This window comes from Psychromonas ingrahamii 37, from assembly GCF_000015285.1.
Lineage (GTDB): Bacteria > Pseudomonadota > Gammaproteobacteria > Enterobacterales > Psychromonadaceae > Psychromonas > Psychromonas ingrahamii.
Map to the genome: position 1 here is coordinate 1,640,312 of NC_008709.1, position 24,778 is coordinate 1,665,089.

Genomic DNA, 24,778 nt, shown 5'->3' on the forward strand with positions numbered 1-24,778 from the left:
TGTAGTTGAGATTAAATTGCAATTAATAGCAGATGTGAATTTGTTGTGGATCAACCTATTGCCATTATTAAGTAAAATATAGGTTATAAAATAAACGTTATAGAAGTTCTGAGCTTACTGGGGAGTTAACTGTAAGCTGTTTTTTTACTAATACCCGCTAGTATACCTTTTAACCATTATTTGGCATAAAAAAGGCTAATGCTGTTTACAGGTTTTGTTTACCAATACCCGTTAGTATCTCTTTTAATCATTATTTTGCATAAAAACGCAAACAGGTGTTTGCGTTTTTACAAAAAAGCTAATGCTGTTTATAGCAAATGTATTAAAGGTTATGTTTACGAATAACCGTTAGCATTTCTTTTAATAGCTTTGGATTTGCTGCAACAACATTACCGGATTTCATTTGATCATTGCCGCCGTTAAAGTCGGTCATCATTGCACCCGATTCTTTAACTAATAGTTCACCAGCAGCGATATCCCAAGGCTTTAAACCAAATTCCCAGAATCCGTCTACACGACCTGCCGCAACGTAAGCAAGGTCAAGTGCAGCACTGCCACTACGACGCATATCGGCAACATCCAAAAATAAATCTCTAAAGATATTTAAGTATGTTTCTGTGTGGTATTTTTGCTTAAAAGGGAAACCTGTAGCTAACAGTGTACCGGGAAGTTTTGCGACTGTATTAGTACGCGTACGGTAGCCGTTGATTTGAGCGCCCTGACCTTTAACGGCCGAGAATAACTCGTTACGAATGGGATCGAATACAACACCCACTTCAGTACGGCCCTTTATTTTTAATGCGATAGAAACAGAAAAATGAGGAATACCGTGGATAAAGTTAGTTGTACCATCCAGCGGGTCAATAATCCATTGGTAATCCTTGTCTTTACCATCATCTGTACCTGACTCTTCCGCAATGATGCAGTGGTCGGGGTATGATTTGCGTAAAGTACCAATTATTGCAACTTCCGCTTCTTTATCAACGCTGGAGACATAATCATTTAACGATTTCTCTTCAACTTCGACGGCTTCTAAATTTTCGTAGCCTTTAACAATTACTTTGCCTGCATTACGGGCAGCACGAATCGCAATATTTAACATTGGATGCATTGGATCACCATTAGATTTTAAAGAACATTGAAGGGAGATTCCCTCGGCGCAGAATTATACATAGATCACATAAATCTGCAATATTTTGCCTTGTTTATTTTTCGAGCAAGTGTTTAATTTTAAGGGTAATCACTTGCTTTATTCTAAAAAATAGATAATTAAACAGCGTTAATAGAACTATTTTTTGTAATTTAATTAGTGGTAAACTTCGGGCACTTAAATTCGTCTTAAACATAAAGGAATACAAATGCTAGAAAACGTGCGCATTATACTCATTGGCACTTCTCATCCCGGTAATGTCGGCAGTGCAGCAAGAGCAATGAAAACAATGGGGTTAACAAAACTAGTACTTGTCACGCCTGAATGTGAAATTGATGGAAAATCCATTGCACTTTCTGCGGGTGCTTCGGATGTATTAAAAAATCATAAAGTTTGCAATACGTTAGATGATGCAATTGCTGATTGTGGTTTAGTGATTGGTGCAAGTGCTCGCTCACGTACTTTGGACTGGCCTATGTTGGATCCTCGAGAAATGGGTCAAAAAGTTGTCGAAGAAGGCAATAAACATCCTGTGGCATTAGTATTTGGTCGTGAAAATAGTGGTTTGACTAATGATGAGCTACAAAAGTGTCATTTTCATGTGTTTATTCCTGCAAATCCTGACTATAGCTCATTAAATTTAGCAATGGCTGTACAAACTCTGAGCTATGAAGTTCGCATGGAATTTTTGGCATCTAAGGCTTACCCTGAGCAGCCACAGGAATATCCTCTTGCTGACGAAATCGAAGGATTGTTTAACCACCTAGAACAAACTTTAAAAGATACCGGCTTTATCGTTCCCGCACATCCGGGATTGGTAATGAATAAATTACGCCGCTTTTTCAACCGCGCTCGTCCTGAAGTCAAAGAGCTGAGAATGTGGCGGGGGATTTTAAGTAGCGTCCAAAAATCAGTGAGTTCAGCAGAAAAAGAAGTTAATCAATCGATGCAGGCAAAGAATAAAATCTCATAAAGTGCATTATTTTTACCTGACTATTTTTGTCAGGTATTTTTACTTGACTATTTTTGTCAGGTATTTATAATAACACAATGAAGTCCACGGAAAGTGTTGCTATAGGTTGTTATATCTCATTTTCCCACTATATAAGTGAAGCATTATGAAATTAACTTCAAAAGGGCGATATGCAGTAACCGCCATGATTGATGTCGCTATTAAAGAGCATACAGGCCCGGTGCCATTAGCTGACATTTCGGCGCGTCAGGGAATATCCCTTTCCTATCTTGAGCAGCTTTTCTCCAAATTACGCAAAAAAGAGTTGGTGAGCAGTGTTCGCGGTCCAGGTGGTGGTTATAAACTGGGCAAAGAGCGTCATCAAATCTCTGTAGCAATGATTATTGATGCTGTTAATGAGTCCGTAGACGTCAGAAAATGCGGCGGAAAAGGGGGCTGTGCAGAAGATGGGGTACAGTGTTTGACACACTCTTTGTGGGCTCAGCTGAGTGATCGCATCAGTACTTTTTTAGATAATATTACCCTTGAAGAGCTAATGGTCTCTGATCATGTACAGCATATTTCTGGAATTCAAAATAATAAATTTAACCAAACTGAAAAGCTAAATGTTAAGTCACACTAATACGTTTATATAGCACAGCGGAGATACAAATGAAATTACCAATTTACCTTGATTACTCTTCAACCACACCGGTTGACCCACGTGTTGCAGAAAAAATGATGCAATATCTAACCCCAGGCGGCGAATTCGGTAATCCAGCTTCCCGTTCGCATCGTTTTGGTTGGCATGCCGAGGAAGCGGTAGATGTCGCTCGTGAACAAATCGCCGATTTAATCAGTGGAGATCCTCGTGAAATTGTTTTCACCTCCGGCGCGACAGAATCAAACAATCTTGCTATTAAAGGTGCTGCGCATTTTTATGTTAAAAAAGGCAAGCACATTATTACCGCAAAAACTGAGCATAAAGCAGTATTAGACACTTGTCGTCAGCTTGAGCGTGAAGGTTACGAAGTGACTTACCTTGATCCTAAGGAAGATGGCATCGTAACACCACAACAATTAAAAGAGGTATTACGTCCAGACACTGTGCTGGTGAGTTTAATGCACGTTAATAATGAAATTGGCGTTATTCAAGATATCGCAGGATTTGGCGAACTATGCCGTGCAAATAAAACTATCTTTCATGTTGATGCGTCGCAAAGTGTCGGCAAAATAGAGATTGATACCCAAGCTTTAAAAGTAGACTTAATGTCATTTTCAGCGCATAAGATTTACGGTCCTAAGGGTATTGGCGCACTATATGTCAGTCGTAAACCCCGCGTGCGTTTAGAAGCACAAATGCACGGTGGCGGACACGAACGTGGTATGCGCAGTGGTACATTGCCAACACACCAAATAGCCGCTATGGGCGAAGCTTTCCGTATTGCCAAGGAAGAAATGGCTTCTGATGAGGTACGTATTTTGGCATTAAGAACGCGTTTATTAAATGGCGTTAATGATATGGAAGAAGTGTATGTCAACGGCTCTCTAGAAAACCGTATTGCGGGTAATATCAACATTAGTTTTAACTATGTTGAAGGTGAGTCTTTGGTGATGGCGCTTAAAGATTTAGCGGTTTCTTCAGGCAGTGCATGCACCTCGGCAAGTTTAGAACCTTCTTATGTTTTACGTGCAATAGGCCGTGATGATGAGTTGGCGCACAGTTCAATTCGTTTCAGTATTGGCCGTTTCACTACTGAAGAAGAAATTGATTACGCAATTAATATTATTCGTAAAAATATTGGACGCTTACGTGATATGTCTCCTTTATGGGATATGTATAAAGAAGGCATCGATATTAAGAGTATCGAGTGGTCACATTAATAGGGTTGATTGAGCTTTTTAGATAATAGTACAAGGCTGATAAAAGCAGCATTGTATTTTTATCAAAGAGAACGAACACTAAATTACATTCACAAACGATTTTAGATAAAAGACTAAAAGGATATATATCATGGCTTACAGCGAAAAAGTAATAGATCATTATGAAAACCCACGTAACGTTGGTTCATTTGACAAAGATGATCTAAGTGTTGCAACTGGTATGGTGGGTGCACCTGCTTGTGGTGATGTAATGAAACTGCAACTTAAAATTGGTGAGAACGGTCTGATTGAAGATGCAAAATTCAAAACATACGGTTGCGGTAGCGCAATAGCATCAAGCTCTTTAGTGACTGAATGGGTAAAAGGTAAAACGCTAGAACAAGCGGGTACTATTTCTAACACTCAAATCTCAGCAGAGCTTGCTTTACCGCCAGTAAAAATTCACTGTTCTATTCTTGCGGAAGATGCGATTAAAGCGGCAATTACTGATTATAAAAGTAAACACCCGAACGCATAAAAGCGGTTTGGCAGGTATCATCTTGATGATATTTGCCAATATTGAATATTTGAATTAATAACTGGAGTCAATTTTGGCTATCACAATGACAGAACCAGCTGCAAAACATGTTGCTGCTTTTCTATCTAATCGCGGTAAAGGGATTGGTTTACGGTTAGGGGTTAAAACATCGGGTTGTTCCGGTATGTCTTATGTAATCGAGTTCGTTGATGTGCTTAATGATGACGACCAAGTATTTATCGATAAAGGCGTCAAAGTCGTTGTTGATAAAAAAAGTCTCCTTTACATTGACGGTACCGAATTAGATTTTGTTAAAGAAGGCCTAAATGAGGGCTTTGAATTTAATAACCCTAATATAGACGGTGAGTGTGGTTGCGGTGAAAGTTTTAATGTTTAACACTTAAATTTAATCCTTTAACCCGTTATACTGATAAATCGTATTTTTACTGAGGAATTATGTTTACATTTTTCCTCTTTTTTTTAGGGAACTGTTGTGAATTACTTCGATCTATTTTCTCTTCCGGTTATATTTCCAATTGATCAAACTCGATTATCCGAAACTTACCGCGAACTGCAAAAGCAATACCATCCGGATAAATTTGTGATGCAAAACGACAGTGAACGTTTGCGCGCAATGCAGAAAAGCACCGAAATAAATGATGCTTATCAGACATTAAAAAACAGTTGTTTACGTGCACAATATTTGCTTTTATTGGCCGGCCTGGATATCGCTTTAGAACATAAAACATTACAAGATACTGCTTTCTTGGTGCAGCAGATGGAATGGCGTGAAACTATCGCAGCATTTACAGAAGATGATCAAGATAAAATGGATGAATTTGCACTGCAATTACAGCAGCAGGTCGCAGGTTTAGAGTCAAAGATAGAAGTGCAACTTCAAAATGATGAATTGGAAGCAACTGCGGACAGCATCAGACAATTAAAATTTATGCTCAAACTTCAAATTGAATTAGTATTAATCGAAGAAAAATTATTTGATTAATACTAATACCAAAAGAATTAAAAAGGTGATCAGCTTTGCTGGTTAAAATTATCCCTAACTGTGTGATGAGTTTTATTTAGACGATCTTGTTCTTTACCACTTCTTGGTCAGCTAAAGCTGTTCAAAATCGTTGCATAGGATTTTGTGAAGTGAGAATAACGATCCAATTCTCATCTTGTTAGAGTTTATTTTTTCCGTTGTACTTATTGATTACTTCATTAATTATTTTGGTATCACACTAGAATACAGGATATTAAACGATGGCATTACTTCAAATTGCAGAGCCCGGTTTATCTGCAGCGCCGCACCAGCATAAATTAGCTGCTGGTATCGATTTAGGTACAACCAATTCATTGGTTGCAACTGTTCGTAGTGGTGGGGCTGTTACATTAGTCGACCATCAGCAACAAGATATGCTGCCATCCGTTGTGCACTATGGTGAAAAAAATGCTCAAGGTGATACGCAGATAAGCGTCGGTTATGATGCACGGCAACACCTTTTAACGGATCCCTTAAATACCCTAGTTTCTGTTAAACGACTGATTGGCAAGACATTAGCTGATTTGGATAAAACCCATCTTCCCTACCAGCTTAGCGCTCACGAAAGTGGTTTAGCGCAAATTAACACCAGAGCGGGTGCAATCAATGCCGTTCAGGCTTCAAGTGAAATTTTAAAGATATTAAGCCTGCGTGCAACGGAAAGTCTGCAGGGGGACCTTGATGGCGTTGTTATCACCGTGCCTGCTTATTTTGACGATGCACAACGTCAAGGCACAAAAGATGCTGCGCGTTTGGCAGGTTTACATGTTTTACGTTTATTAAACGAGCCGACTGCTGCGGCCATTGCCTATGGACTTGATTCCGGGCAAGAGGGCGTGATTGCCGTTTATGATTTAGGTGGCGGGACTTTTGATATCTCTATTTTGCGCCTGCATGCCGGGGTTTTTGAAGTGCTTGCTACGGGGGGAGATACAGCTCTTGGTGGTGATGATTTTGATTTGACCATTGTAAACTGGATTAAATCTGAAGCCGGTATTACCGGTGAAATATCGCCGCAATTACAGCAAGAGTTATTACAGGTTGCACGGACAAGCAAACAGCAGTTAAGCGATCAACAACAGGTTGAGATTAAACTTAATACTGTGCCATGGTCAGGTACGCTTGATAAAAACACTTTTGATGGACTGATTGAAAAATTGGTTCAAAAAACATTACGTGCCTGTAAGCGTGCGATCAGAGATGCTGACATTAACCTCGATGAAATAGTGGAAGTTGTGATGGTCGGTGGTTCAACACGTGTCCCGTTAGTGCGTGAGAATGTGGCTAATTTCTTTAAAAAAGAACTGTTAACCAATATTGATCCCGATAAAGTAGTCGCTATTGGCGCTGCCATTCAGGCTGATATTTTAGTCGGTAATAAACCTGATTCAGAAATGTTATTATTGGATGTACTACCTCTCTCATTGGGTCTAGAGACAATGGGCGATTTAGTTGAAAAAGTCATCCCCCGTAACACCACTATTCCCGTTGCCCGTGCGCAAGAGTTTACTACCTTTAAAGATGGTCAAACTGCAATGTTGATCCATGTTTTACAAGGCGAGCGAGAGATGGTTGGTGATTGCCGTTCTTTAGCGCGTTTTGTCTTGACCGGTATCCCACCAATGGCGGCAGGTGCGGCACATGTTAAGGTGACTTTTCAAGTTGATGCGGATGGTTTATTAAGTGTTAATGCAATGGAAAAATCTTCCGGTGTGCATGCCTCTATAGAAGCAAAACCTTCTTATGGTTTAAGCGATGAGCAGGTGATGGAGATGTTAACTGATTCCATGACTTTTGCTGAAAAAGATATGCAAGCACGTATGTTAATTGAGCAAAAAGTCGAAGTTAAACGTGTTATTGAGAATCTTGAAGCGGCACTTGATAAAGATGGTGCAGAGCTGCTTGATTTAGACGAATATCAGGTTATTAAACATAATATTAACGTGCTTGCTAAAATTGCTGAAGGTGATGATGTTCACGCCATTAAAGAAGCACTTGAAGCGATTGATAAACTAACAGATCACTACGCATCGTTGCGTATGGATTCATCAATCAAAAGCGCATTAACCGGTCGCGCAGTAGATCAAATCTAGCACGCATTAATTAATTTAAAAGATAGAAGGTACCATTAATATGCCAAAAGTAATATTTTTACCCCATGAAGAGTTATGTCCTGATGGTTTAGTGATTGAAGTTAAAGAAGGCGAGACTATTTTAGATATTGCCTTAAGAAATAGCATTCATATTGAACATGCCTGTGAAAAATCCTGTGCTTGCACTACCTGTCATGTTGTCGTTCGAGAAGGGTTTGATTCGCTTGAAGAAAGTGATGAACTGGAAGATGATATGTTAGATAAAGCATGGGGACTTGAGCCTGACTCCCGCCTAAGCTGCCAGGCCTGTGTAACAGATAAAGATTTAGTGGTAGAAATTCCTAAATATACCGTTAATATGGTCTCAGAAAGTCATTAGTAATATCAGACTAGGCCGTATTTAACTCTAATGAGGAGATAAACATGACGTTAAAATGGATAGATTCTTTAGAAATAGCATTAGCTTTGATTGATAAATATCCTAAGCAAGATCCAACCCAACTGCATTTTACTGCGTTGCGCGAGTGGATTTTAAGTCTCGATGATTTTGAGGATGATCCTAAGTATTGCAGCGAGCGGATTCTAGAAGCCGTCCAGCAATGCTGGATTGACGAAATTTAATGTTATATCCAAATTACCTGGAGTCTGAATCTTCAATTGGTTTGGTTATCTGATTTTTAAAAACGCAAGCTTCGGCTTGCGTTTTTTTTTGAAAAGGAAATAATATGAGCAATGTTTTTTTAGTTTCTTTAAGTTTTGCAACGGCATCAGTAATCTGGGGAAAGGGCGCTCTGCTGAGTTTTTCCGAGGGTCATGCAACTATCCATTTGAATAAAGATAACCCCTTATTCCGCCAGGTTCAAGCAGCGGCGCGCAAGTTAGATGGTATGTCACTTGAAGGTATTAAATTAGATGGTTCTCTCTGGGATAAAGAGCTACGTTGGGCATTTTCTCAGGGTTTTTATAATGCTAAAAAAGGCGCTAATATAGATTTTTCTGAATTGGATCCCGCTCAATTGCAAAACCTTACGGCGCAAAAAAAGATTGTTGAATGGGTACGTGAAACGATTAATCTTGGGCCGGAAGCTTTAGCGCCTAATGTACTTTGTGATAAAGCGGTTAAATTAATCGAGTCTGTTTTACCTGAAGGTATCGCTATTTCCCATAAGATAATCGAAGGTGAAGACTTATTAATAGAAAACTATCAGGGAATTTATCAGGTTGGTCGAGGCAGTACACGTCCGCCCTGTATGTTACAACTGGATTTTAATCCAACGGGTGATCCTGATGCAGCCGTTGACTATGCTTTAGTCGGTAAAGGGATCACTTTTGATTCAGGTGGTTATAGTTTAAAACCGAGCGGTTCAATGGCCATAATGAAAAGTGATATGGGGGGAGCTGCGACACTGACTGGCGCATTAGCACTGGCCATTGTGAACGGCTTAAATAAGCGGGTTAAATTATACCTGTGCTGCGCGGAAAATTTGGTTAGCGGTCATGCCTATAAATTGGGCGATGTGATCACTTATAAAAATGGCGTCACCGTTGAAGTATTAAACAGTGATGCTGAAGGGCGTTTAGTATTGGCCGATGGTCTGATTGCAGCGCAGGAAGATAACGCAGGCATTATTATTGATGCGGCAACCTTAACCGGGGCCGCTAAAATGGCGGTTGGTCGTGATTATAACTGTGTACTAAGCATGGATGATCAATTGGCTGAGCTTGCAAGTCGCTGTGCTAAGCAGGAAAATGAATATCTGTGGCGTCTACCACTAGAAGAGTTTCATTTCCAGCAAATTGGCTCCTCATTTGCAGATATTGCTAATATTCATAGTGGTGAGGGAATGGCAGGGGCTTCAACGGCGGCGGCATTTTTAGCGAATTTTGTTATTAATCCACAATCAAATTGGATACATTTTGATCTCTCGGGCAGTTATCAGCTGAGTGAAAATGGGTTATGGGCGACCGGCGGTAAAGGTCACGGTGTGCGCACTATCAGTAAAATGTTATTCGCTTAAACTATCCAGTAACTGTGGACTTTTCGCATGTTAATTTAGCTGCGCTTCTAAAGATCATTTTAGGGGCGGTGTCATGGAGCAAATATAAAATTTGCTACAACCGAGACTGTTAAGGATTACCATGCGTTATGGTTTAGACATTGGGGGCACTAAGATTGAGATTGTGGTCTTTGACCAAGATTTTAGAGTGATAAATACCGCCAGAATAGACACCCCAAGTGATAATTATCTGCATTTTATTCAAACAGTTTGCCAACTGGTAAGGCAAAGAGACAGGCAATATTCCTGTATTGGCAGTGTTGGTATCGGTCTGCCCGGTGTCCAGGAAACCCGGTCATTGAAGCAGATATCTTCAAATATTCCCTGCTTAACCGGGCAGCATGTCGCCTATGACTTGGCAAAAGAGCTCAATCGGACGGTACATATTGATAATGATAGCCGCTGTTTTGCGCTTTGTGAGGCATTGACAGGTGCGGGTAAGGGGAACGCCAGAGTATTTGCTGCTGTATTAGGAACCGGCGTGGGCGGCGGATTAGTGCTTGACGGTAAATTGTATCGTGGAGCAAGCGGAATTGCTGGTGAATGGGGGCATATGCCGATTTCTGCCCATTTAGTCAACCAATATGGACTGTTTGTAAAACAGTGTAATTGCGGTCTTTATGGCTGTTTAGAGCATTACATTTCAGGCACGGGATTAAGCAATCTTTGCCAATATTTTTTAGGGGAAGCGCTGCAGGCTGAGCAATTTTTAAAACGAGTCGCAGACAAAGACGCGCAAGCGCTGCATGTCTATCAAGTATTTATTGATATTTTATGCACTGGTTTTGCAAACCTGCAATTGACCTATGATGTTGATATTATTGTTCTTGGCGGTGGTTTATCCAATATTAAACGTCTTTATGCCGATCTTCAGCAGCGTTTACCCTATTTTTTATTTAAAGGGATTCAAGCTGTGCCTATTGTCCAAGCACAATTTGGTGATAGCAGTGGGGTACGCGGAGCGGCTTTATTGGCCAATTGATTAGCGGAATTGCTTATCGTGATATTAAACCACTGAATCATCCATTAATAATTTTATGCCAAGAAGAATCAGTTCAGTGCCGATTACAGGCTCCATTCAGGTCATTATCGAGGTGTTTTTTAAGCTGGTCGTAGGGTGTGCTGTGCGCATCAAATACCGCTGCTTGAGGTGCATAAAATGCACCCTACTGATAACATAATACTCATTCCATTAATTAAACCACTGAATCATCCATTAATAATTTTATGCCCAGAAGAATCAGCACAGTGCCCGCCACACCCTCCATTCTGGTCATCATTAATGTATTTTTTAAGCTAAACCACTGAGTCATCCATCAATAATTCCACGCCCAATAGAATCAGCACAGTGCCGGTTACACCTCCATTCTGGTCATCATTAATGTGTTTTTTAAGCTAAACGACTGAGTCATCCATTAATAATTTTATGCCCAGGAGAATCAATACAGTGCCGGTCACACCCTCCATCCAAGTCATAATAGAAGTGTTTTTTAACCAGTTTTTAGCAGAATTAATTGCGCCGGACAAGCTGCATTGCCAGACCATCGCAATTAAAAAATGAATACCCGCCAAGGTAAGTGACTGTACAAAGGGGGAGTAATCGGGATTAATAAATTGCGGTAAAAAAGCAAGGTAGAAAATAGCTGTTTTGGGGTTAAGTACATTAGATAAAAAACCTTCACGAAGGGAGCGTTTGGGATCAAATGTAACCCCAGTGCAGGTGCTTATATTGAGATGGCTTGCACCTTTAAAGGTGGCCCTAAGGCTACTTAAGCCCAGCCAAATTAAATACGCTGCTCCACACCACTTCATAACCTGAAACAGTTGTGCTGATTGCAGCAAAATAGCTGAAATACCCACAGCTGATAATGTCGCGTGGACAAACAGCCCCAGGCAGATCCCCAAACTGGTCACACAACCGTCGATTCCCCCCGAACGGCTAGCATTGCGAATAACCAGCGCAGTATCTAAACCCGGTGTTAAAGTGAGAATCGTTATCGCGATTAAAAAGGCTTCAAAATTTAATATGTGCATCGGCTTTGCTCTTCAATTTTTAATTTATCTGTTATACCAAGAATTAGGTGAGTATGTAAAGTCGTACAACTATTACAGGCGGTTAATTTTAGGACATAAAATTGCAGTGATTAGTAAGATAATAAGATAATGAATGCTTTATACTGAGCGCATTTTTTGTCATTTAAATCAGGTTAGCTTGTTAAGTAATTTTTATAGCAAAATAAATTAAATTACGATCTGAATTAAAAAGTGGGAATACCCCTTTAAATCAACAGTTAAAGGAATTATGCTTTTTTTAAAATGTGATCATTTAATTATTTTTTTGCTATCAGGCATTAGCACACTAACAATACCTAATTGGTTCATAATCTAACACAAGGAAGCTTTATAGTGCGTTATTTATTGCTGTTATCACTCCTTCTGTCCTTAACGGTTTTTGCAGATTCCCAAGCTAGGCCTAAAATAGGGCTTGTTTTAGGTGGAGGTGGTGCGAAAGGGGCTGCGCACATCGGTATTTTAAAAGTCTTAGAAAGCAATAATGTGCCGATTGATTTTATTGCAGGTACCAGTATCGGCGCTTATATCGGTGGACTGTATGCGCTAGGATATAATGCCGATGAGATTGAAAATATTATGTTCAATGTCGACTGGGACAAAGGTTTTTCAGATTTTATACCGCGAGAAAATTTACAATATGCGGATAAACAGTTGCGCGATGAATACAATATTGCCCTGAGACTCGGTTATAGCGATGCCACACTTAAAACAGCCAGCGGTCTTTTGCTCGGTCAATCCGCATTTCAACTGCTTAAGCTTTCAACCGGGGTAGTCAGCGAATTTGAGAGTTTTGACGATTTACCTATCCCCTATCGCGCAGTGGCGGCTGATATTGTAACGGCTGAGACCGTGGTACTCAATCATGGCAGTCTTGTTCAAGCAATGAGAGCATCATCGACGGTGCCCGGTGTGGTTGAGCCGACTGTGATTGATGGACGGCTGCTTGTTGATGGGGCGATAGTTAATAATATGCCGGTTGATGTCGTTAAGCTCATGGGGGCAGATATTATTATTGCCGTTGATATCGGCTCCCCTTTGTTAACCCAGAAAGAGATTAACCTTCCTATCGATGTACTGGATCAGTTATCTAATATATTAACCATCAATACCACAAAAAGACAAATAGACCTACTCGGTGAAAAAGATCTGCTGATTCGACCTGATATCGGCGCATTAAGCACCAGCGATTTTTCTCAGATGCCTGCAGCAATGGCCTTAGGTGAAAAATCTGCACTTGAAAATAGGGATAAAATACAATCCTTAAGTCTCTATGATAAGCAATATTTACAATATACTCGGCACAAAAAAGCCAAACAAGCGCAATGGATAAAAGCTGCATCTCAGCCTATTGTCACTATTCAATATGAAAATGATTCTAATGTCGCCGTGGAGATTATTGAACGACAGTTGGGCATCAGAGTGGGGGATCTGGTCAGCAAAGAAAAATTAGACGATGCCATTTCACGCGTCTACGCATTAGACCTGTTTGACACGGTTAATGCGGAATTTATTGATACGAACACCGGACGTATGTTAGTGATAAAAACCAGGGCCAAGTCATGGGGACCTAATTACTTACATTTTGGTTTTAGCTGGCAAGGGGATTTTTCCAGTGATTCTCAAGTGTCATTGGATCTCGCTTATATCCTTACGGATATAACAGACAATGGTGGGCAGTGGATAAATGAGGTTTCTTTAGGTTGGGAGTCGATGCTGGCGACTGAGTTTTATCAACCTTTAGACACAGAGCATGATTATTTTAGCCGTGCACGTGTTGAATATAGGCAGGAAAAATATGCACAGGGCCAGTTTACACAGAATAACAGCAGACCTGCATTAACTCATCATTATGGGCAAGTCAGTCTTGGTTTGGGAAATGCTTACACGGATAACGGCATCTCAGAAGTGGGTCTGTTAGCTGAAATTGGCCAAATGAATTTTGAAGATCAGTCCTACGATGCGCTTGACTACTATTCAATGGGTACTTATCTGTCATTTGGTTTTGATAATCTTAATAGTATTAATTTCCCCACCCAAGGTAATAAATTATCACTCGATTTTTATTTGCGCAAGGATCAATATGCTCACCCGTTTTTAGAAAATACAGAAAATTCCTCACTTGAAATTAATTTTGATTGGCGTGGTGCAGTGGGGCTGGGACAGCATACTTTCGTGGGTGTCACCTCTCTTGCAACAGTATTAAGTGATGATGATTTTTCTATACGTGCCTCAGAGCTGGGTGGTTTTTTGAACCTTTCCGGCTACCATAAAGATGAGTTTATCGGTGCGCATAAAGTATTTGGTGCGGCGGTTTATCAATATGATTTAGGGCGCTCAATCTTTGGCAATGCGGGGTTACCGTTATACCTGGGAGGGAGTTTGGAAGTGGGTAATGTATGGGGGATAAATGATAGCGTTAAAATAGATGAGTTAATGACGTCTGGCAGTTTGTTTTTAGGAACAGATACGAATTTTGGACCTGCCGTGTTCGGAGTGGGTTCTGGCGTTGCTCTGGATCGTAATAAGGGAAATGACATTAGGGCATTTTTCTCTTTAGGTAAAAACTGGTGAGTGGCTCTTAAATCAACCTAGAGTCAAATAATAGTTATCTGGTTTTTTACTTCAATTTGTACCTACTCAATTATTGCCCGTTTAATTTCACATTTATCCTATGAAGATGCTGTTATCACTTTGGCAACTGTGTAAAAATAAGCGCATAACCAACCTCCCGTAGGGCAATCAGTCTCTTCGACGTTGTAATGCATTGATTTAGGATGATGCTTCAACGTTATAGCGTCGATTTATCCGAAAGGGATCACCTCTCAACCTGTTGATTCCTGCGTCTTCAAGCAGTTTGGGTAAAGACCTATTCTGTATTAATGCATTTTTGCCCTGAATAAAAATTAAATAAGAAGAGATATAATGAATCTATCAATAATTAAAGCTGAACTGTTAGAAGCTGAAAAAGTATTACAGGCATTTTTAGCCGACGAGCAAAACTTAAAAAATATTGAAAAAGCGGCTAGTTTACTCGCTGACTCCTTTAAAAATGACGGTAAAGTGCTTTCCTGCGGTAATGGCGGTTCACATTGTGACGCGATGCATTTCGCAGAGGAATTGACTGGGCGATACCGCGAACATAGACCCGCCTATCCCGCTATTGCTATTTCAGATCCAAGTCATATTTCCTGTGTTGGTAATGATTACGGTTATGATGCGATTTTTGCGCGTTACCTGGAGGGTGTGGGGCGCAAAGGTGATGTGTTATTTTGCTTATCAACCAGTGGTAATTCTAAAAATATATTAAATGCAATCGAAGTGGCAAAAGCAAAAGGTATTTCTGTTATTGCATTAACCGGTAAAGATGGCGGCAAAATGTCGGGGCTTGCTGATGTTGAGATCCGTGTACCTCATTTTGGTTTTGCAGATCGTATCCAAGAGGTTCATATCAAGATTATTCATATTTTGATTTATTTAATAGAAAAGAAAATGGCTTAAACTCAATTCCTTCGTTTTTAATGTTAAGTAAGTAAAGTTTTATGCCAAGGCCGCAATAAAAAAAAGCGGAATTGAGTTAACAGAGAGTAGGACTTATAAATGTGTGAATTATTAGGAATGAGCGCAAATGTGCCCACTGATATTTGTTTCAGTTTTAGCGGGTTGATAAAGCGGGGTGGCGAAACCGGCCCGCATAAGGATGGCTGGGGAATCACTTTTTACGAAGGTAAGGGTTGCCGTAGTTTTAAAGATCCTACTCCCAGTTGCCATTCTCCCGTCGCAAAATTGGTAAAAGAGTATCCGATCAAAAGTAAATCTGTGATCAGTCACATTCGTCAGGCGAATAGAGGTGCTGTGAGTTTAGAAAATACCCATCCCTTTATTCGTGAATTGTGGGGGAAAAACTGGACTTATGCCCATAATGGTCAACTAACGGGCTCTGAAGCGCTGCCGATGGGACATGATATTCCCGTTGGACAAACCGACAGTGAGCGTGCCTTTTGTTGGATTTTGGATCAATTACGTCAGGATTATTCAACTGAGCCTGCTGATATGCCGGCGATGTTCAAAAAAGTGGCGGGTTATGCGGATACCCTGCGTGAAATGGGTGTTTTTAATATGCTCTTAAGTGATGGCGAATATGTGATGTGTTATTGCACCAATAACCTCTCCTGGATAACGCGTCGAGCACCCTTTGGCAAAGCCCGGTTGATTGATGAGGATATGGTGATCGACTTTAATGAAGAAACATCACCTGACGATGTGGTCACTATTATAACGACCCGTCCGTTAACTAATAATGAGCGCTGGACCAGAATGCAGGAAGGTGAATTCTGCGTATTCTATTTTGGAGAACGTGTTCTTTGATGGTGAATGTTTTTTTGATGGTGAATACTGCGCGTTATTAAGCATTATTTATTATGTTGGAGAACGTGTTTTTTGATGGTGAATACTGCGCGTTATTAAGCATAAATTATACTGGGGAAATGAGATGGCTGAGCCGTTAAAAGATGTGTATAACAAAGTCTTTATTCTTGACCTTGCCGATCAGGTTTTATCGGTTTATCCCGACTTTTGTTGTACCGCCTTTCAAGACGTTATATTTGATGCTGAGTGGGACGACAAAGCCTTAAAGGCACGTATCAGAACCATCACCAACGCCCTGCATCGCTTTCTGCCCGCGCCTTTTGAGCAAAGCATTGTCATTTTGGAAAAAATAGCCCACCGGTTTAGTGGTTTAGAAGCGCTGTTTTTTCCTGATTTTGTTGAAAAATATGGTTTGGATCATTACCAAAGTTCGTTGCAGGCGCTTGAATATTTTACCCGCTACTCAAGCGCAGAGTTCGCCGTCCGGCCCTTTATCCTTAAATACCCCGAGGCGATGATGGCACAGATGTTTATCTGGAGCCAATCAGATAATGAACATGTGCGCCGGCTTGCATCGGAAGGTTGCAGGCCGCGTCTGCCCTGGGCCTTCGCATTATCTGAATTTAAACAGGATCCGCAGCCTTTGTTTATTATTCTTGAACAATTAAAAGACGATCCTAGTGAATATGTACGTCGCAGTGTGGCTAATAACCTAAATGATATTAGCAAGGATCATCCGGCTGTGGTGATAAAGGTTGCGCAACGCTGGTTACAGCAAGCTGATAACAATGACCTTGATAATAACAATAACCTTGGTAACAACAGACAGAGACTGGTTAAACATGCCTGCCGGGGATTATTAAAGCAGGCCAATCCTATTATATTATCCTTATTTGGCTTCCACCGACCTGAAAACATAAAAATCATCGCCTTTAAAGTGGATGACGTTGTTATGATGGGGGATAAATTACTCTTTTCATTTACCTTAAGCAGCCAGGCCGCATTAGGGAAATTACGGGTTGAATTTGCAATTGATTTTATGAAAAAAAATGGCAGTTTAGCCGGTAAAATATTTCAAATATCAGAATCAACTATCACCAAAAATTGTAAACAGATTTCTAAACAGTTTGATTTCAAAAAAATATCGACGCGCCAATACTACCCTGGTTTACATCACTTATCGGTTATTGTTAATGGCCGGTTATTATCCAAGAAAGTCTTTTTTCTACAATAACGGCTAATCTGCCCATTTTGTCTCTGAACACCAATTCGAAGGCTTATTTTTCAATTACTTGTGTTTTTAGATTGTATTGAATAATTTTCATACAACAATGCTAATTTATTAATATTTTTAACGACTTATCATGATCTAATCCTTTATAACCCCCTATATTGCGCTCTCTTAAGCTGCTATATTTCGCCCGCTTAATAGCAAACGCGTAGCCTATAATTTGATGGTGAGGATAAAACTGCTGTTGATGGCAAAATTTATCCATCAAAGATCGGTTATTTAAGGGTGATCTTAAGTACGCCAAAAATTATGTGCTTATCCAAATAGAGCATCTAATGGGCCCAAAGCAGATTGTTGATGCTTTTTTCTGCTGTTCATACAAGAGTGTTCCTGCTTCTTTGTGTTTTTCACCAGTAAAAACAGTTTGTTAATCTCTGCAATATGACGGGCAATTTTGGTTGTGAGTTACCGGCTGTAAGTGATGACAATGCTGATAAAAAATTGCTTAAACAAGATAATTATCTCTATATTTACCTCTGCAGGTAACGGTTTTTATTGAGTACCCCAAATAATAATTAAAAAAGGGGGTGACGTTAAGGTTATCAGCAAAACCAACTAAAGATGGGCCAATCAGGGAAAAAAAGTCAAATTTTATTTTCTGACACTTATGTTAATGCAGAGAGAATTAACAATTAATCAATGTCTTTAACCTACAATACGGCATATTTTGCCGACAATAATAATGAATTTACAAGGAGTTAGCATGACAGAAAAAAAACAAAAAATGTCACTCACTAAACGTGTTCTACTTGGTATGCTTATTGGCATCATAACGGGTTTTTTAATCCGTACATTTTTACCTGACAACGCATTTGTTAATGAATATATTGTGAATGGATTCTTTGAAGTGGGCGGAAAAATATTCATCGCCAGCTTGAAGATGTTAGTCGTACCGCTTATTTTTGTCTCATTAGTCTGCGGAACCAGTTCATTAAAAGATATTTCAACCCTGGGGCGTTTGGGCGGGAAAACCATCGCCTTTTATCTGATGACTACAGCGATTGCTATTACCTTTGCAATCATTATGGGTAATATTTTTGAACCGGGTGTTGGGACTGACCTTTCTACCGCAACAACTTACGCATCGTCAGAAGCGCCTTCATTAGCCTCTGTTATTATTAACATGTTCCCTACCAATCCCGTTAACGCTATGGCCGAGGGCAACACCTTACAAATTATTGTGTTTGCCATTTTATTTGGTATCGCTGTCAGTGCTTCCGGACAATCTGGTGCACGCATCGCAGCCTTTTTTGTTGATCTTAATGAAGTGATTATGAAGCTGGTGGTAATGTTAATGAATATTGCACCCTACGGTGTGTTTTTCTTAATGGCTAAATTATTTACGGAAATCGGATTAGATGCGATTAGCAATTTATTAAGTTATTTTTTAGTGCTATCTGCCACTTTGTTACTGCATGGTTTAATCACTTACGGTATTTGTTTTAAAGTCTTTACCGGTCTTAATCCCATTACCTTTTTAAAGAAAATGGAAACGGCCATCACCTTTGCTTTTTCAACGGCATCATCAAATGCAACCATTCCTGTCACGCTTGAAACCGCGACTAAGCATCTCGGTATTTCAAATAAAGTGGCCTCCTTTACGGTGCCGCTGGGCGCTACCATCAATATGGATGGTACTGCCATTATGCAGGGGGTTGCGACGGTATTTATCGCACAAGCCTTTAATATTGATTTGTCTTTAGCTGACTACGGTGCGGTAATACTCACTGCAACACTTGCATCCGTTGGCACAGCCGGGGTGCCCGGTGTTGGACTGATCATGCTGGCCATGGTACTTAATCAAGTGGGTCTGCCGGTTGAAGGGATCGCCATTATTATGGGTGTCGACAGATTGTTAGATATGATCCGTACCGCGGTTAATATCACGGGCGACTGTGTTGTTACTTGTATTGTCGCTAAATCCGAAGGTGAAATGAATATTGATGTATTTAATGATCCTAAGGCGGGTGATAAAGACGAAGAATTACGTCTTCATAAATTAGGGTTAGAAGCTGAAGCTGAAAGAGTCAGAAACGCGTAAATTCTTTGAAAATAACAGCCCCTTTATTTTTATTTTTAGCTAAAGGGGCTTTTTTTTAACTTTGATTCTTTAACCTTTATTCCTTAACTTTTATCCCTTAACTTTTATCCCTTAACAAAGGCATCAATGATCGCACACTGGGCGTTTTCATCATTATGGCACTGCTTGGAAATTTCTTTCAGGCTATTTAATAAAATTTGCTGTTGATCTATCCGGTGCTGTAACTCTTCTATTTTTTGCATTGTTATTGCTTTTACATCTGCGCTGCTGCGGGTTTTATTTTCAGATAATAACAATAATGCTTTGCTCTCTTTTAAGTTAAAACCTGCTTCTTTGGTTTTTTTAATAAAATGTAAGCGTTTAATTAAGGATGCGGGATAACAGCGGTAATCATTTTCACTGCGTGGTGGGGGAGGGATCAAACCTATCTGTTCATAATGGCGGATTGATTTCACCGATAATCCTGTTGCTTTTGCTGCTTGACCGATAGATAACATATAAAGTGCCCGTTACTGCTTAAATATAAGTGAAATTTTAATAATCTATAAGCTGATTGTCGACTTGCTTATTATGCCAAATCGACTTGCCCGATAGATTACATAAATACGCTATTAAATTAATGACTTTTAAAACGTTTTAACAATATAGAGTTACTTAATACTGTAATACTCGACAAAGCCATTGCACCACCCGCGATGGCCGGATTTAAATAACCCAATGCCGCTGCCGGAATAGCCACCGTATTGAAAATAAAAGCCCAAAAGAGATTTTGTTGTATTTTTCGCCAAGTGGCTTTAGAGATATCAATCGCTAACGCCACTAAACGCGGGTCATTACGCATTAAGGTAATAGAAGCACTCTCTTTGGCCACATCACTGCCAGTGCCCATTGCGATACTCACATCGGCTTGCGCAAGCGCTGGTGCATCATTCACCCCGTCTCCGACCATTGCAACTTGTTTACTGTTTTGTAAAAAGGTTAATTTTTCAAGTTTTTGTTCCGGTTTTAATTCGGAAAAACTGCTGTTCATCTGGAGTTGTCGACTGATATGTTCAACCACACTTTGTTTATCGCCACTTAACATTATTGTCTCTAAGCCTCGGCCCTGTAACTGTTGAATCGCTTCAGCACTTTCCGGACGAAGCGCATCCTCGATACTGATATAACCTAAAAACACATTATCAGATGCGACATAGACAATACTGCCCGTGGCAGCTTTTTGCTTATCAACTAACCCTTCCGGTAACTTAACAGAAAAATCATTCATCAAACTAATATTACCCGCGACTAACAATTTTCCTGAGACGATTCCCTGAATACCCTGACCACTGATAGCTTGTACCTCACTCGCGTCTAAGGGGCTAATCGCATTTTTTTCACAGTAGTTTTTAATCGCATTGGCAATAGGATGCTTACTGCCCGTTTGCAGGGCACTTAATAAACTTAGCAGGGTGCTATTATCTTGATTTACGCTGTAAACCGTACTTATTTCCCCTTTACCCTGCGTTAATGTCCCAGTTTTATCAAAGATAATAGTTTGTAATTTATAGGCTTTTTGCAATGTGTCGATATCTTTAATCAAGATCCCTTTTTGTGCTGCAACCCCAGTACCCACCACAACAGCTGTTGGTGTGGCAAGCCCAAGTGCACAGGGGCAAGCGATAACTAAGACAGCGACGGCACTGATTAGAGCCTGCTGAAAATCTCCCACTAACAGGTACCAGGTTAAAAATGTGATGGTCGCAATAAGCAAAACAACGGGCACAAAAATAGCACTGATTTTATCAACCAGTTTCATAATAGGGGCTTTACTCATTTGTGCATTTTCAACCAAAGAAATAATTTTACTGAGGCTGGTGGATTCTCCCACTGCCGTTGTTTTGATTAATAAAACCCCATCACCGTTAATACTGCCTGCAATGACAGGATCATTGTTCTGTTTTAAAACAGGCTTACTCTCACCGGTTAATAAAGATTCATCCAGATAACTTTGACCTTCAATGACTAAGCCATCAACAGCGACTTTTTCGCCAATAGCGACCTGTATTAAATCACCCAGTTGCACTTCATCAATATTCACATCAATAAAAACTTTGCCTTTTTTAACCTTTGCCGTATCAGGACGTAATGCCGCCAATGCATTAATGGCAGTGGTTGTATTTTGTTTAGCGCGATGCTCTAAGTATTTACCCAGGGTCACCAGGGTGATTACCATGGCACTTGATTCAAAATAAAGTGGCTGATTTAACCCACCTAAAAAAACAACCAAACTGTAAAAATAGGCGGAACTGGTTCCCAGTACAACTAATACATCCATATTAGTGCTGTAGTTTTTTAAACTAAGCCAAGCTCCCTTATAAAAACGGGCGCCGATAATAAATTGTACCGGAGTGGCTAACATAAATTCTAACCAGCCAGGTAACAGGGATATATGGTTGTTAACAAACATGGTGACCATATTCAGTAAAAAAGGCAGGCTAAGTAAAATAGAGAAGCTTAATATGAGCAGCGCTTTTTTATCCGCGGTGTTTTGTTTCGCTACTTTTAATGCATTTTCAGCTTTAAGGTTTTTTTTCGATGAAATATGCAAGGTGTAGGGAATTAATGATGAAAAAGTGTCAATATCCGCTTTTTTTAATGCACCCCTGATCGTTTGAACCTGCACTTTTTCAGTCGCAAAGTTAGCTTGAGCATTTATTACTAAGGTTTGCGCATTAAGCATCTTACTGGTTGTATTAGCACAATTTGCGCAGCTCCAACCTTCGGCTGTTAAGAGAATAGTCTCAGTATCGGTTTGATAACCTTTCTGCTCTAACAGCGCCATAATGGTATTGAGCGTGTTCTTATGATCGATCTCAGGGTCAAAATTGATATGCGCAGCTTCTAATGCAAAATTGACTTCTGCTTCGATACCTTTTATCTCATTTAATGCAGACTGCAGTCGACTTGCACAGCCGGCACAGTTCATGCCATAGACGGGCAGTTTTAACAGAGATGAATTTGTCATGACAGATCCTTAACTTATTGGAGGAGATATAATGAGTTTAGCCATTACCCTTAGGGTAAGGTCAATGTTAATCATGAATTTTTTTACACCCCCGAGCAGCGGGTTGATTGCGAACCGCGTGATAGAGAGAGTGGTTCAATAAATATAATCTGTTTTTCATCGGTTAGCCGATTTAAAGCGAAGATGCCAATGTGCTTATTATGGCAATCATCAGTATCTAATTAGAGCAAGTCACTCTCTCTTTTTTTATGCTTATTAAGTCAGTAAAAATCGAATCATCGCCTTTTTATGATTAATGATTATAAGAGTTATTGATATAATCCTCACAAAAAATATTATTATAAAGTTAATGTCAATTATTTAATATATATAGGTAAAATATTAAGCAGGTTTAAGATAAAGGTATTTTCATATCTTTTAAAAATTGATCTAGATCAATTTTTAAAAGATACTTTAAAAACAATGTAATACAGTTTTTTAAAAAATATTGCTGGTAAGCTGACGTTCTGTGTTTTATTTTTTTTAAAATAATCGAAAAATTGTCCATCTTCCAATAGTGTAATGAGTAGTGTAATTTATGCGAAGCTTATCGATGGAAGCGATAAATTTATAAAATTTGACAGGATGTCATCCTGGTAAAACTATCAATTAATTGCAAACGGTTGCAATTTTGTTGCCTCAGTCACGGGGAATTAACTTTCTCTGTCACGATTTCCCTTTCTTTTAAAGATGCTGACTCCAGAATCTTTACACAGATTAGTGAAATATAAAGGTAATAAATATTATTAAATTAGGGTAAAAAAATGCAAAACAAGACAATCGAAGAGATTCAACTAGCCGCAAGTGAGTTAGGTGATCTGAAAATTATCGAAACACTAACTTCATTTGCTATTAAAAAAACGCTAGAAGAGCATGAGTTAAAAATAAAATCCTGTTTGAATGCGGTACTTGAAGAGCGTCACGGTTTGTCTGAGTTTGAACGTATTGAATCATTGATCGAAAAGAGAATAGTTGCTTAATAATCGTTGTTAGCAATCATCATTAAGCAGGGTCTTATTTTTTAGATTAATTAAAAAACAATACCCTGCTGATTCTTACTCTTCGAACCCCTGTTGCTGCCAACCATTCCAATAAAAAGCAGTTGCATTTTAAGCAAAAAAGCCCAAAATAAATTGTCTCTAAAACAGGTGGTTATTTTGTCTGATCTTCCCCTCCCTCGGCAACGCAAAATTATCCATATTGACATGGATTCATTTTTTGCATCGGTGGAGATGCGAGACGAACCAAGCTATAGAGGGATTCCTCTTGCAGTTGGAGGGAGTGAGCTTCAGCGCGGGGTGATTAGCACATCTAACTATGAGGCTCGTAAATATGGTGTGCGTTCTGCAATGGCAACTGCTCATGCCTTGAGATTGTGTCCACACTTAACCGTGGTTCCTGGTCGAATACAGGTTTATAAAGAGATTTCAGCGCAAATTAGAGCTATTTTTGAGCGTTACACTCACTTAATCGAACCTTTATCTTTAGATGAAGCTTTTCTTGATGTCACTGAATGCTGCCAATTACACGGCTCTGCAACACTTATTGCTGAAGCAATAAGAAATGATATCCGTAGGGAGTTGAATCTTACTGCTTCAGCTGGTGTTGCACCGATTAAGTTTTTAGCTAAAGTCGCTTCTGATATGAATAAACCGGATGGTCAGTTTGTGATCCCTCCGGATAAGGTACAGAGCGTAATCGATACTCTACCACTGGAGAAAATCCCTGGTGTTGGTAAGGTAAGCTTGCAAAAGCTTAATAATGCAGAGTTTTATGCCTGTGCGGATATTAAAAACAGCAATTATTATGAATTACTTAGACGGTTCGGTCGTATGGGCGAGGCACTCTGGAATTTTAGCCATGGCATCGACAATCGCGAAGTAGTTACTGAGCGAGAACGTAAGTCCGTCGGAGTAGAGCGTACATTTTCAATTAATATCACTACCTTTGAGGAATGCTGGCTGTTCATCGAACGGAAGCTCTTTCCTGAGCTAGATAAACGACTTGGGCATGCTACTCCGGAGCGTTCGATCATCAAACAGGGGATCAAGATGAAGTTTGCTGATTTTCAACTTACCACAATAGAGCATGGACATCACGAATTGGAGCTGGAATATTTCCGTGAACTATTGTGTGAAATTATCAAAAGACAGAATGGCAGAGAGATAAGGCTCCTCGGTCTAAGTGTGGTTTTAAAACCTGAAGGGCAAGTAAAACAGCTGAGCTTGGACTTATAAAACGTGCTAGTTCAGAGTTGATTTTATACT

General features: G+C 39.7%; 22 protein-coding genes. 18 read left to right on the plus strand and 4 right to left on the minus strand.

Going from position 1 to position 24,778, the window contains the following annotated elements; genetic code table 11:
• Positions 1-322 precede the first annotated feature (322 nt).
• The gene (gene suhB, locus PING_RS07005) at positions 323-1,111 is read right to left on the minus strand and encodes an inositol-1-monophosphatase (protein ID WP_011769709.1); all 789 of its coding nucleotides are present in this window, start codon (positions 1,109-1,111) and stop codon (positions 323-325) included.
• A gap of 247 nt (positions 1,112-1,358) precedes the next feature.
• On the opposite strand from suhB, the gene trmJ reads away from it, so the two are divergent.
• From trmJ to PING_RS07060, 11 genes are all read left to right on the plus strand, one after another.
• Positions 1,359-2,123 carry a tRNA (cytosine(32)/uridine(32)-2'-O)-methyltransferase TrmJ gene (gene trmJ, locus PING_RS07010; RefSeq protein WP_011769710.1) on the plus strand — a complete coding sequence of 255 codons (765 nt, stop codon included), beginning with the start codon at positions 1,359-1,361 and terminating at the stop codon, positions 2,121-2,123.
• Positions 2,124-2,268: 145 nt separating this feature from the next.
• Positions 2,269-2,745, plus strand: a complete 477-nt coding sequence (gene iscR / locus PING_RS07015; RefSeq protein ID WP_011769711.1) for a Fe-S cluster assembly transcriptional regulator IscR — start codon at positions 2,269-2,271, stop codon at positions 2,743-2,745.
• A gap of 29 nt (positions 2,746-2,774) precedes the next feature.
• Positions 2,775-3,986 (plus strand): IscS subfamily cysteine desulfurase, encoded by a 1,212-nt coding sequence (locus PING_RS07020; RefSeq protein ID WP_011769712.1) that lies wholly within the window; start codon positions 2,775-2,777, stop codon positions 3,984-3,986.
• Between the two features lie 130 nt (positions 3,987-4,116).
• Entirely contained in the window at positions 4,117-4,503 is a 387-nt protein-coding gene (gene iscU, locus PING_RS07025; protein WP_011769713.1) for a Fe-S cluster assembly scaffold IscU, read from the plus strand.
• 73 nt (positions 4,504-4,576) lie between these two features.
• Entirely contained in the window at positions 4,577-4,900 is a 324-nt protein-coding gene (iscA, locus tag PING_RS07030; protein WP_041766116.1) for an iron-sulfur cluster assembly protein IscA, read from the plus strand.
• Between the two features lie 96 nt (positions 4,901-4,996).
• Positions 4,997-5,506, plus strand: coding sequence for a Fe-S protein assembly co-chaperone HscB (gene hscB, locus PING_RS07035; RefSeq protein WP_011769715.1), 510 nt, complete (start codon positions 4,997-4,999; stop codon positions 5,504-5,506).
• A 260-nt stretch (positions 5,507-5,766) separates the two neighbouring features.
• Positions 5,767-7,638 carry a Fe-S protein assembly chaperone HscA gene (hscA, locus tag PING_RS07040; protein WP_011769716.1) on the plus strand — a complete coding sequence of 624 codons (1,872 nt, stop codon included), beginning with the start codon at positions 5,767-5,769 and terminating at the stop codon, positions 7,636-7,638.
• Positions 7,639-7,678: 40 nt separating this feature from the next.
• Positions 7,679-8,017, plus strand: a complete 339-nt coding sequence (fdx, locus tag PING_RS07045) for an ISC system 2Fe-2S type ferredoxin (RefSeq protein ID WP_011769717.1) — start codon at positions 7,679-7,681, stop codon at positions 8,015-8,017.
• A 44-nt stretch (positions 8,018-8,061) separates the two neighbouring features.
• Positions 8,062-8,259 carry a Fe-S cluster assembly protein IscX gene (iscX, locus tag PING_RS07050; RefSeq protein ID WP_011769718.1) on the plus strand — a complete coding sequence of 66 codons (198 nt, stop codon included), beginning with the start codon at positions 8,062-8,064 and terminating at the stop codon, positions 8,257-8,259.
• A 104-nt stretch (positions 8,260-8,363) separates the two neighbouring features.
• Positions 8,364-9,656, plus strand: coding sequence for an aminopeptidase PepB (gene pepB / locus PING_RS07055; protein ID WP_011769719.1), 1,293 nt, complete (start codon positions 8,364-8,366; stop codon positions 9,654-9,656).
• Between the two features lie 121 nt (positions 9,657-9,777).
• Positions 9,778-10,677, plus strand: a complete 900-nt coding sequence (locus PING_RS07060; protein ID WP_011769720.1) for an ROK family protein — start codon at positions 9,778-9,780, stop codon at positions 10,675-10,677.
• 413 nt (positions 10,678-11,090) lie between these two features.
• Here the strand turns inward: PING_RS07060 and PING_RS07065 are convergent, their stop codons facing one another.
• A complete protein-coding gene (locus tag PING_RS07065; RefSeq protein ID WP_011769721.1) occupies positions 11,091-11,729 on the minus strand; it encodes a LysE family translocator in 639 nt (212 codons plus the stop codon).
• A gap of 372 nt (positions 11,730-12,101) precedes the next feature.
• Between PING_RS07065 and PING_RS07070 the strand changes: the two genes are divergently transcribed.
• The 5 genes from PING_RS07070 (at position 12,102) to PING_RS07090 (ending at position 19,465) form a co-directional block, all read left to right on the plus strand.
• Positions 12,102-14,339 (plus strand): patatin-like phospholipase family protein, encoded by a 2,238-nt coding sequence (locus tag PING_RS07070; RefSeq protein ID WP_011769722.1) that lies wholly within the window; start codon positions 12,102-12,104, stop codon positions 14,337-14,339.
• A 351-nt stretch (positions 14,340-14,690) separates the two neighbouring features.
• Positions 14,691-15,266 carry a D-sedoheptulose 7-phosphate isomerase gene (gene lpcA / locus PING_RS07075; RefSeq protein ID WP_011769723.1) on the plus strand — a complete coding sequence of 192 codons (576 nt, stop codon included), beginning with the start codon at positions 14,691-14,693 and terminating at the stop codon, positions 15,264-15,266.
• A 99-nt stretch (positions 15,267-15,365) separates the two neighbouring features.
• The gene (locus tag PING_RS07080) at positions 15,366-16,133 is read left to right on the plus strand and encodes a class II glutamine amidotransferase (RefSeq protein ID WP_011769724.1); all 768 of its coding nucleotides are present in this window, start codon (positions 15,366-15,368) and stop codon (positions 16,131-16,133) included.
• Between the two features lie 124 nt (positions 16,134-16,257).
• Positions 16,258-17,367 (plus strand): DNA alkylation repair protein, encoded by a 1,110-nt coding sequence (locus PING_RS07085; RefSeq protein ID WP_011769725.1) that lies wholly within the window; start codon positions 16,258-16,260, stop codon positions 17,365-17,367.
• A gap of 760 nt (positions 17,368-18,127) precedes the next feature.
• Complete coding sequence (locus PING_RS07090) at positions 18,128-19,465, plus strand: dicarboxylate/amino acid:cation symporter (protein WP_011769726.1); 1,338 nt, start codon at positions 18,128-18,130, stop codon at positions 19,463-19,465.
• A 104-nt stretch (positions 19,466-19,569) separates the two neighbouring features.
• On the opposite strand, the gene PING_RS07095 is transcribed toward PING_RS07090, so the two are convergent.
• Positions 19,570-19,962, minus strand: coding sequence for a MerR family DNA-binding transcriptional regulator (locus tag PING_RS07095; RefSeq protein WP_011769727.1), 393 nt, complete (start codon positions 19,960-19,962; stop codon positions 19,570-19,572).
• Positions 19,963-20,081: 119 nt separating this feature from the next.
• A complete protein-coding gene (locus PING_RS07100; protein ID WP_011769728.1) occupies positions 20,082-22,472 on the minus strand; it encodes a heavy metal translocating P-type ATPase in 2,391 nt (796 codons plus the stop codon).
• 803 nt (positions 22,473-23,275) lie between these two features.
• Here PING_RS07100 and PING_RS07105 point away from each other — a divergent pair.
• On the plus strand, positions 23,276-23,491 hold the full coding sequence (locus PING_RS07105; protein WP_011769729.1) for a hypothetical protein: 216 nt from the start codon (positions 23,276-23,278) through the stop codon (positions 23,489-23,491).
• 177 nt (positions 23,492-23,668) lie between these two features.
• A complete protein-coding gene (dinB, locus tag PING_RS07110; protein WP_011769730.1) occupies positions 23,669-24,748 on the plus strand; it encodes a DNA polymerase IV in 1,080 nt (359 codons plus the stop codon).
• Positions 24,749-24,778: the final 30 nt, after the last annotated feature.

What these genes read in the sequence shown, in the direction of transcription:
- suhB (WP_011769709.1), bottom strand. Translation starts at nt 1,111, where the DNA reads ATGCATCCAATGTTAAATATTGCGATTCGTGCTGCCCGTAATGCAGGC.
- trmJ (WP_011769710.1), top strand. Translation starts at nt 1,359, where the DNA reads ATGCTAGAAAACGTGCGCATTATACTCATTGGCACTTCTCATCCCGGT.
- iscR (WP_011769711.1), top strand. Translation starts at nt 2,269, where the DNA reads ATGAAATTAACTTCAAAAGGGCGATATGCAGTAACCGCCATGATTGAT.
- PING_RS07020 (WP_011769712.1), top strand. Translation starts at nt 2,775, where the DNA reads ATGAAATTACCAATTTACCTTGATTACTCTTCAACCACACCGGTTGAC.
- iscU (WP_011769713.1), top strand. Translation starts at nt 4,117, where the DNA reads ATGGCTTACAGCGAAAAAGTAATAGATCATTATGAAAACCCACGTAAC.
- hscA (WP_011769716.1), top strand. Translation starts at nt 5,767, where the DNA reads ATGGCATTACTTCAAATTGCAGAGCCCGGTTTATCTGCAGCGCCGCAC.
- fdx (WP_011769717.1), top strand. Translation starts at nt 7,679, where the DNA reads ATGCCAAAAGTAATATTTTTACCCCATGAAGAGTTATGTCCTGATGGT.
- iscX (WP_011769718.1), top strand. Translation starts at nt 8,062, where the DNA reads ATGACGTTAAAATGGATAGATTCTTTAGAAATAGCATTAGCTTTGATT.
- pepB (WP_011769719.1), top strand. Translation starts at nt 8,364, where the DNA reads ATGAGCAATGTTTTTTTAGTTTCTTTAAGTTTTGCAACGGCATCAGTA.
- PING_RS07060 (WP_011769720.1), top strand. Translation starts at nt 9,778, where the DNA reads ATGCGTTATGGTTTAGACATTGGGGGCACTAAGATTGAGATTGTGGTC.
- PING_RS07065 (WP_011769721.1), bottom strand. Translation starts at nt 11,729, where the DNA reads ATGCACATATTAAATTTTGAAGCCTTTTTAATCGCGATAACGATTCTC.
- lpcA (WP_011769723.1), top strand. Translation starts at nt 14,691, where the DNA reads ATGAATCTATCAATAATTAAAGCTGAACTGTTAGAAGCTGAAAAAGTA.
- PING_RS07080 (WP_011769724.1), top strand. Translation starts at nt 15,366, where the DNA reads ATGTGTGAATTATTAGGAATGAGCGCAAATGTGCCCACTGATATTTGT.
- PING_RS07085 (WP_011769725.1), top strand. Translation starts at nt 16,258, where the DNA reads ATGGCTGAGCCGTTAAAAGATGTGTATAACAAAGTCTTTATTCTTGAC.
- PING_RS07090 (WP_011769726.1), top strand. Translation starts at nt 18,128, where the DNA reads ATGACAGAAAAAAAACAAAAAATGTCACTCACTAAACGTGTTCTACTT.
- PING_RS07095 (WP_011769727.1), bottom strand. Translation starts at nt 19,962, where the DNA reads ATGTTATCTATCGGTCAAGCAGCAAAAGCAACAGGATTATCGGTGAAA.
- PING_RS07100 (WP_011769728.1), bottom strand. Translation starts at nt 22,472, where the DNA reads ATGACAAATTCATCTCTGTTAAAACTGCCCGTCTATGGCATGAACTGT.
- PING_RS07105 (WP_011769729.1), top strand. Translation starts at nt 23,276, where the DNA reads ATGCAAAACAAGACAATCGAAGAGATTCAACTAGCCGCAAGTGAGTTA.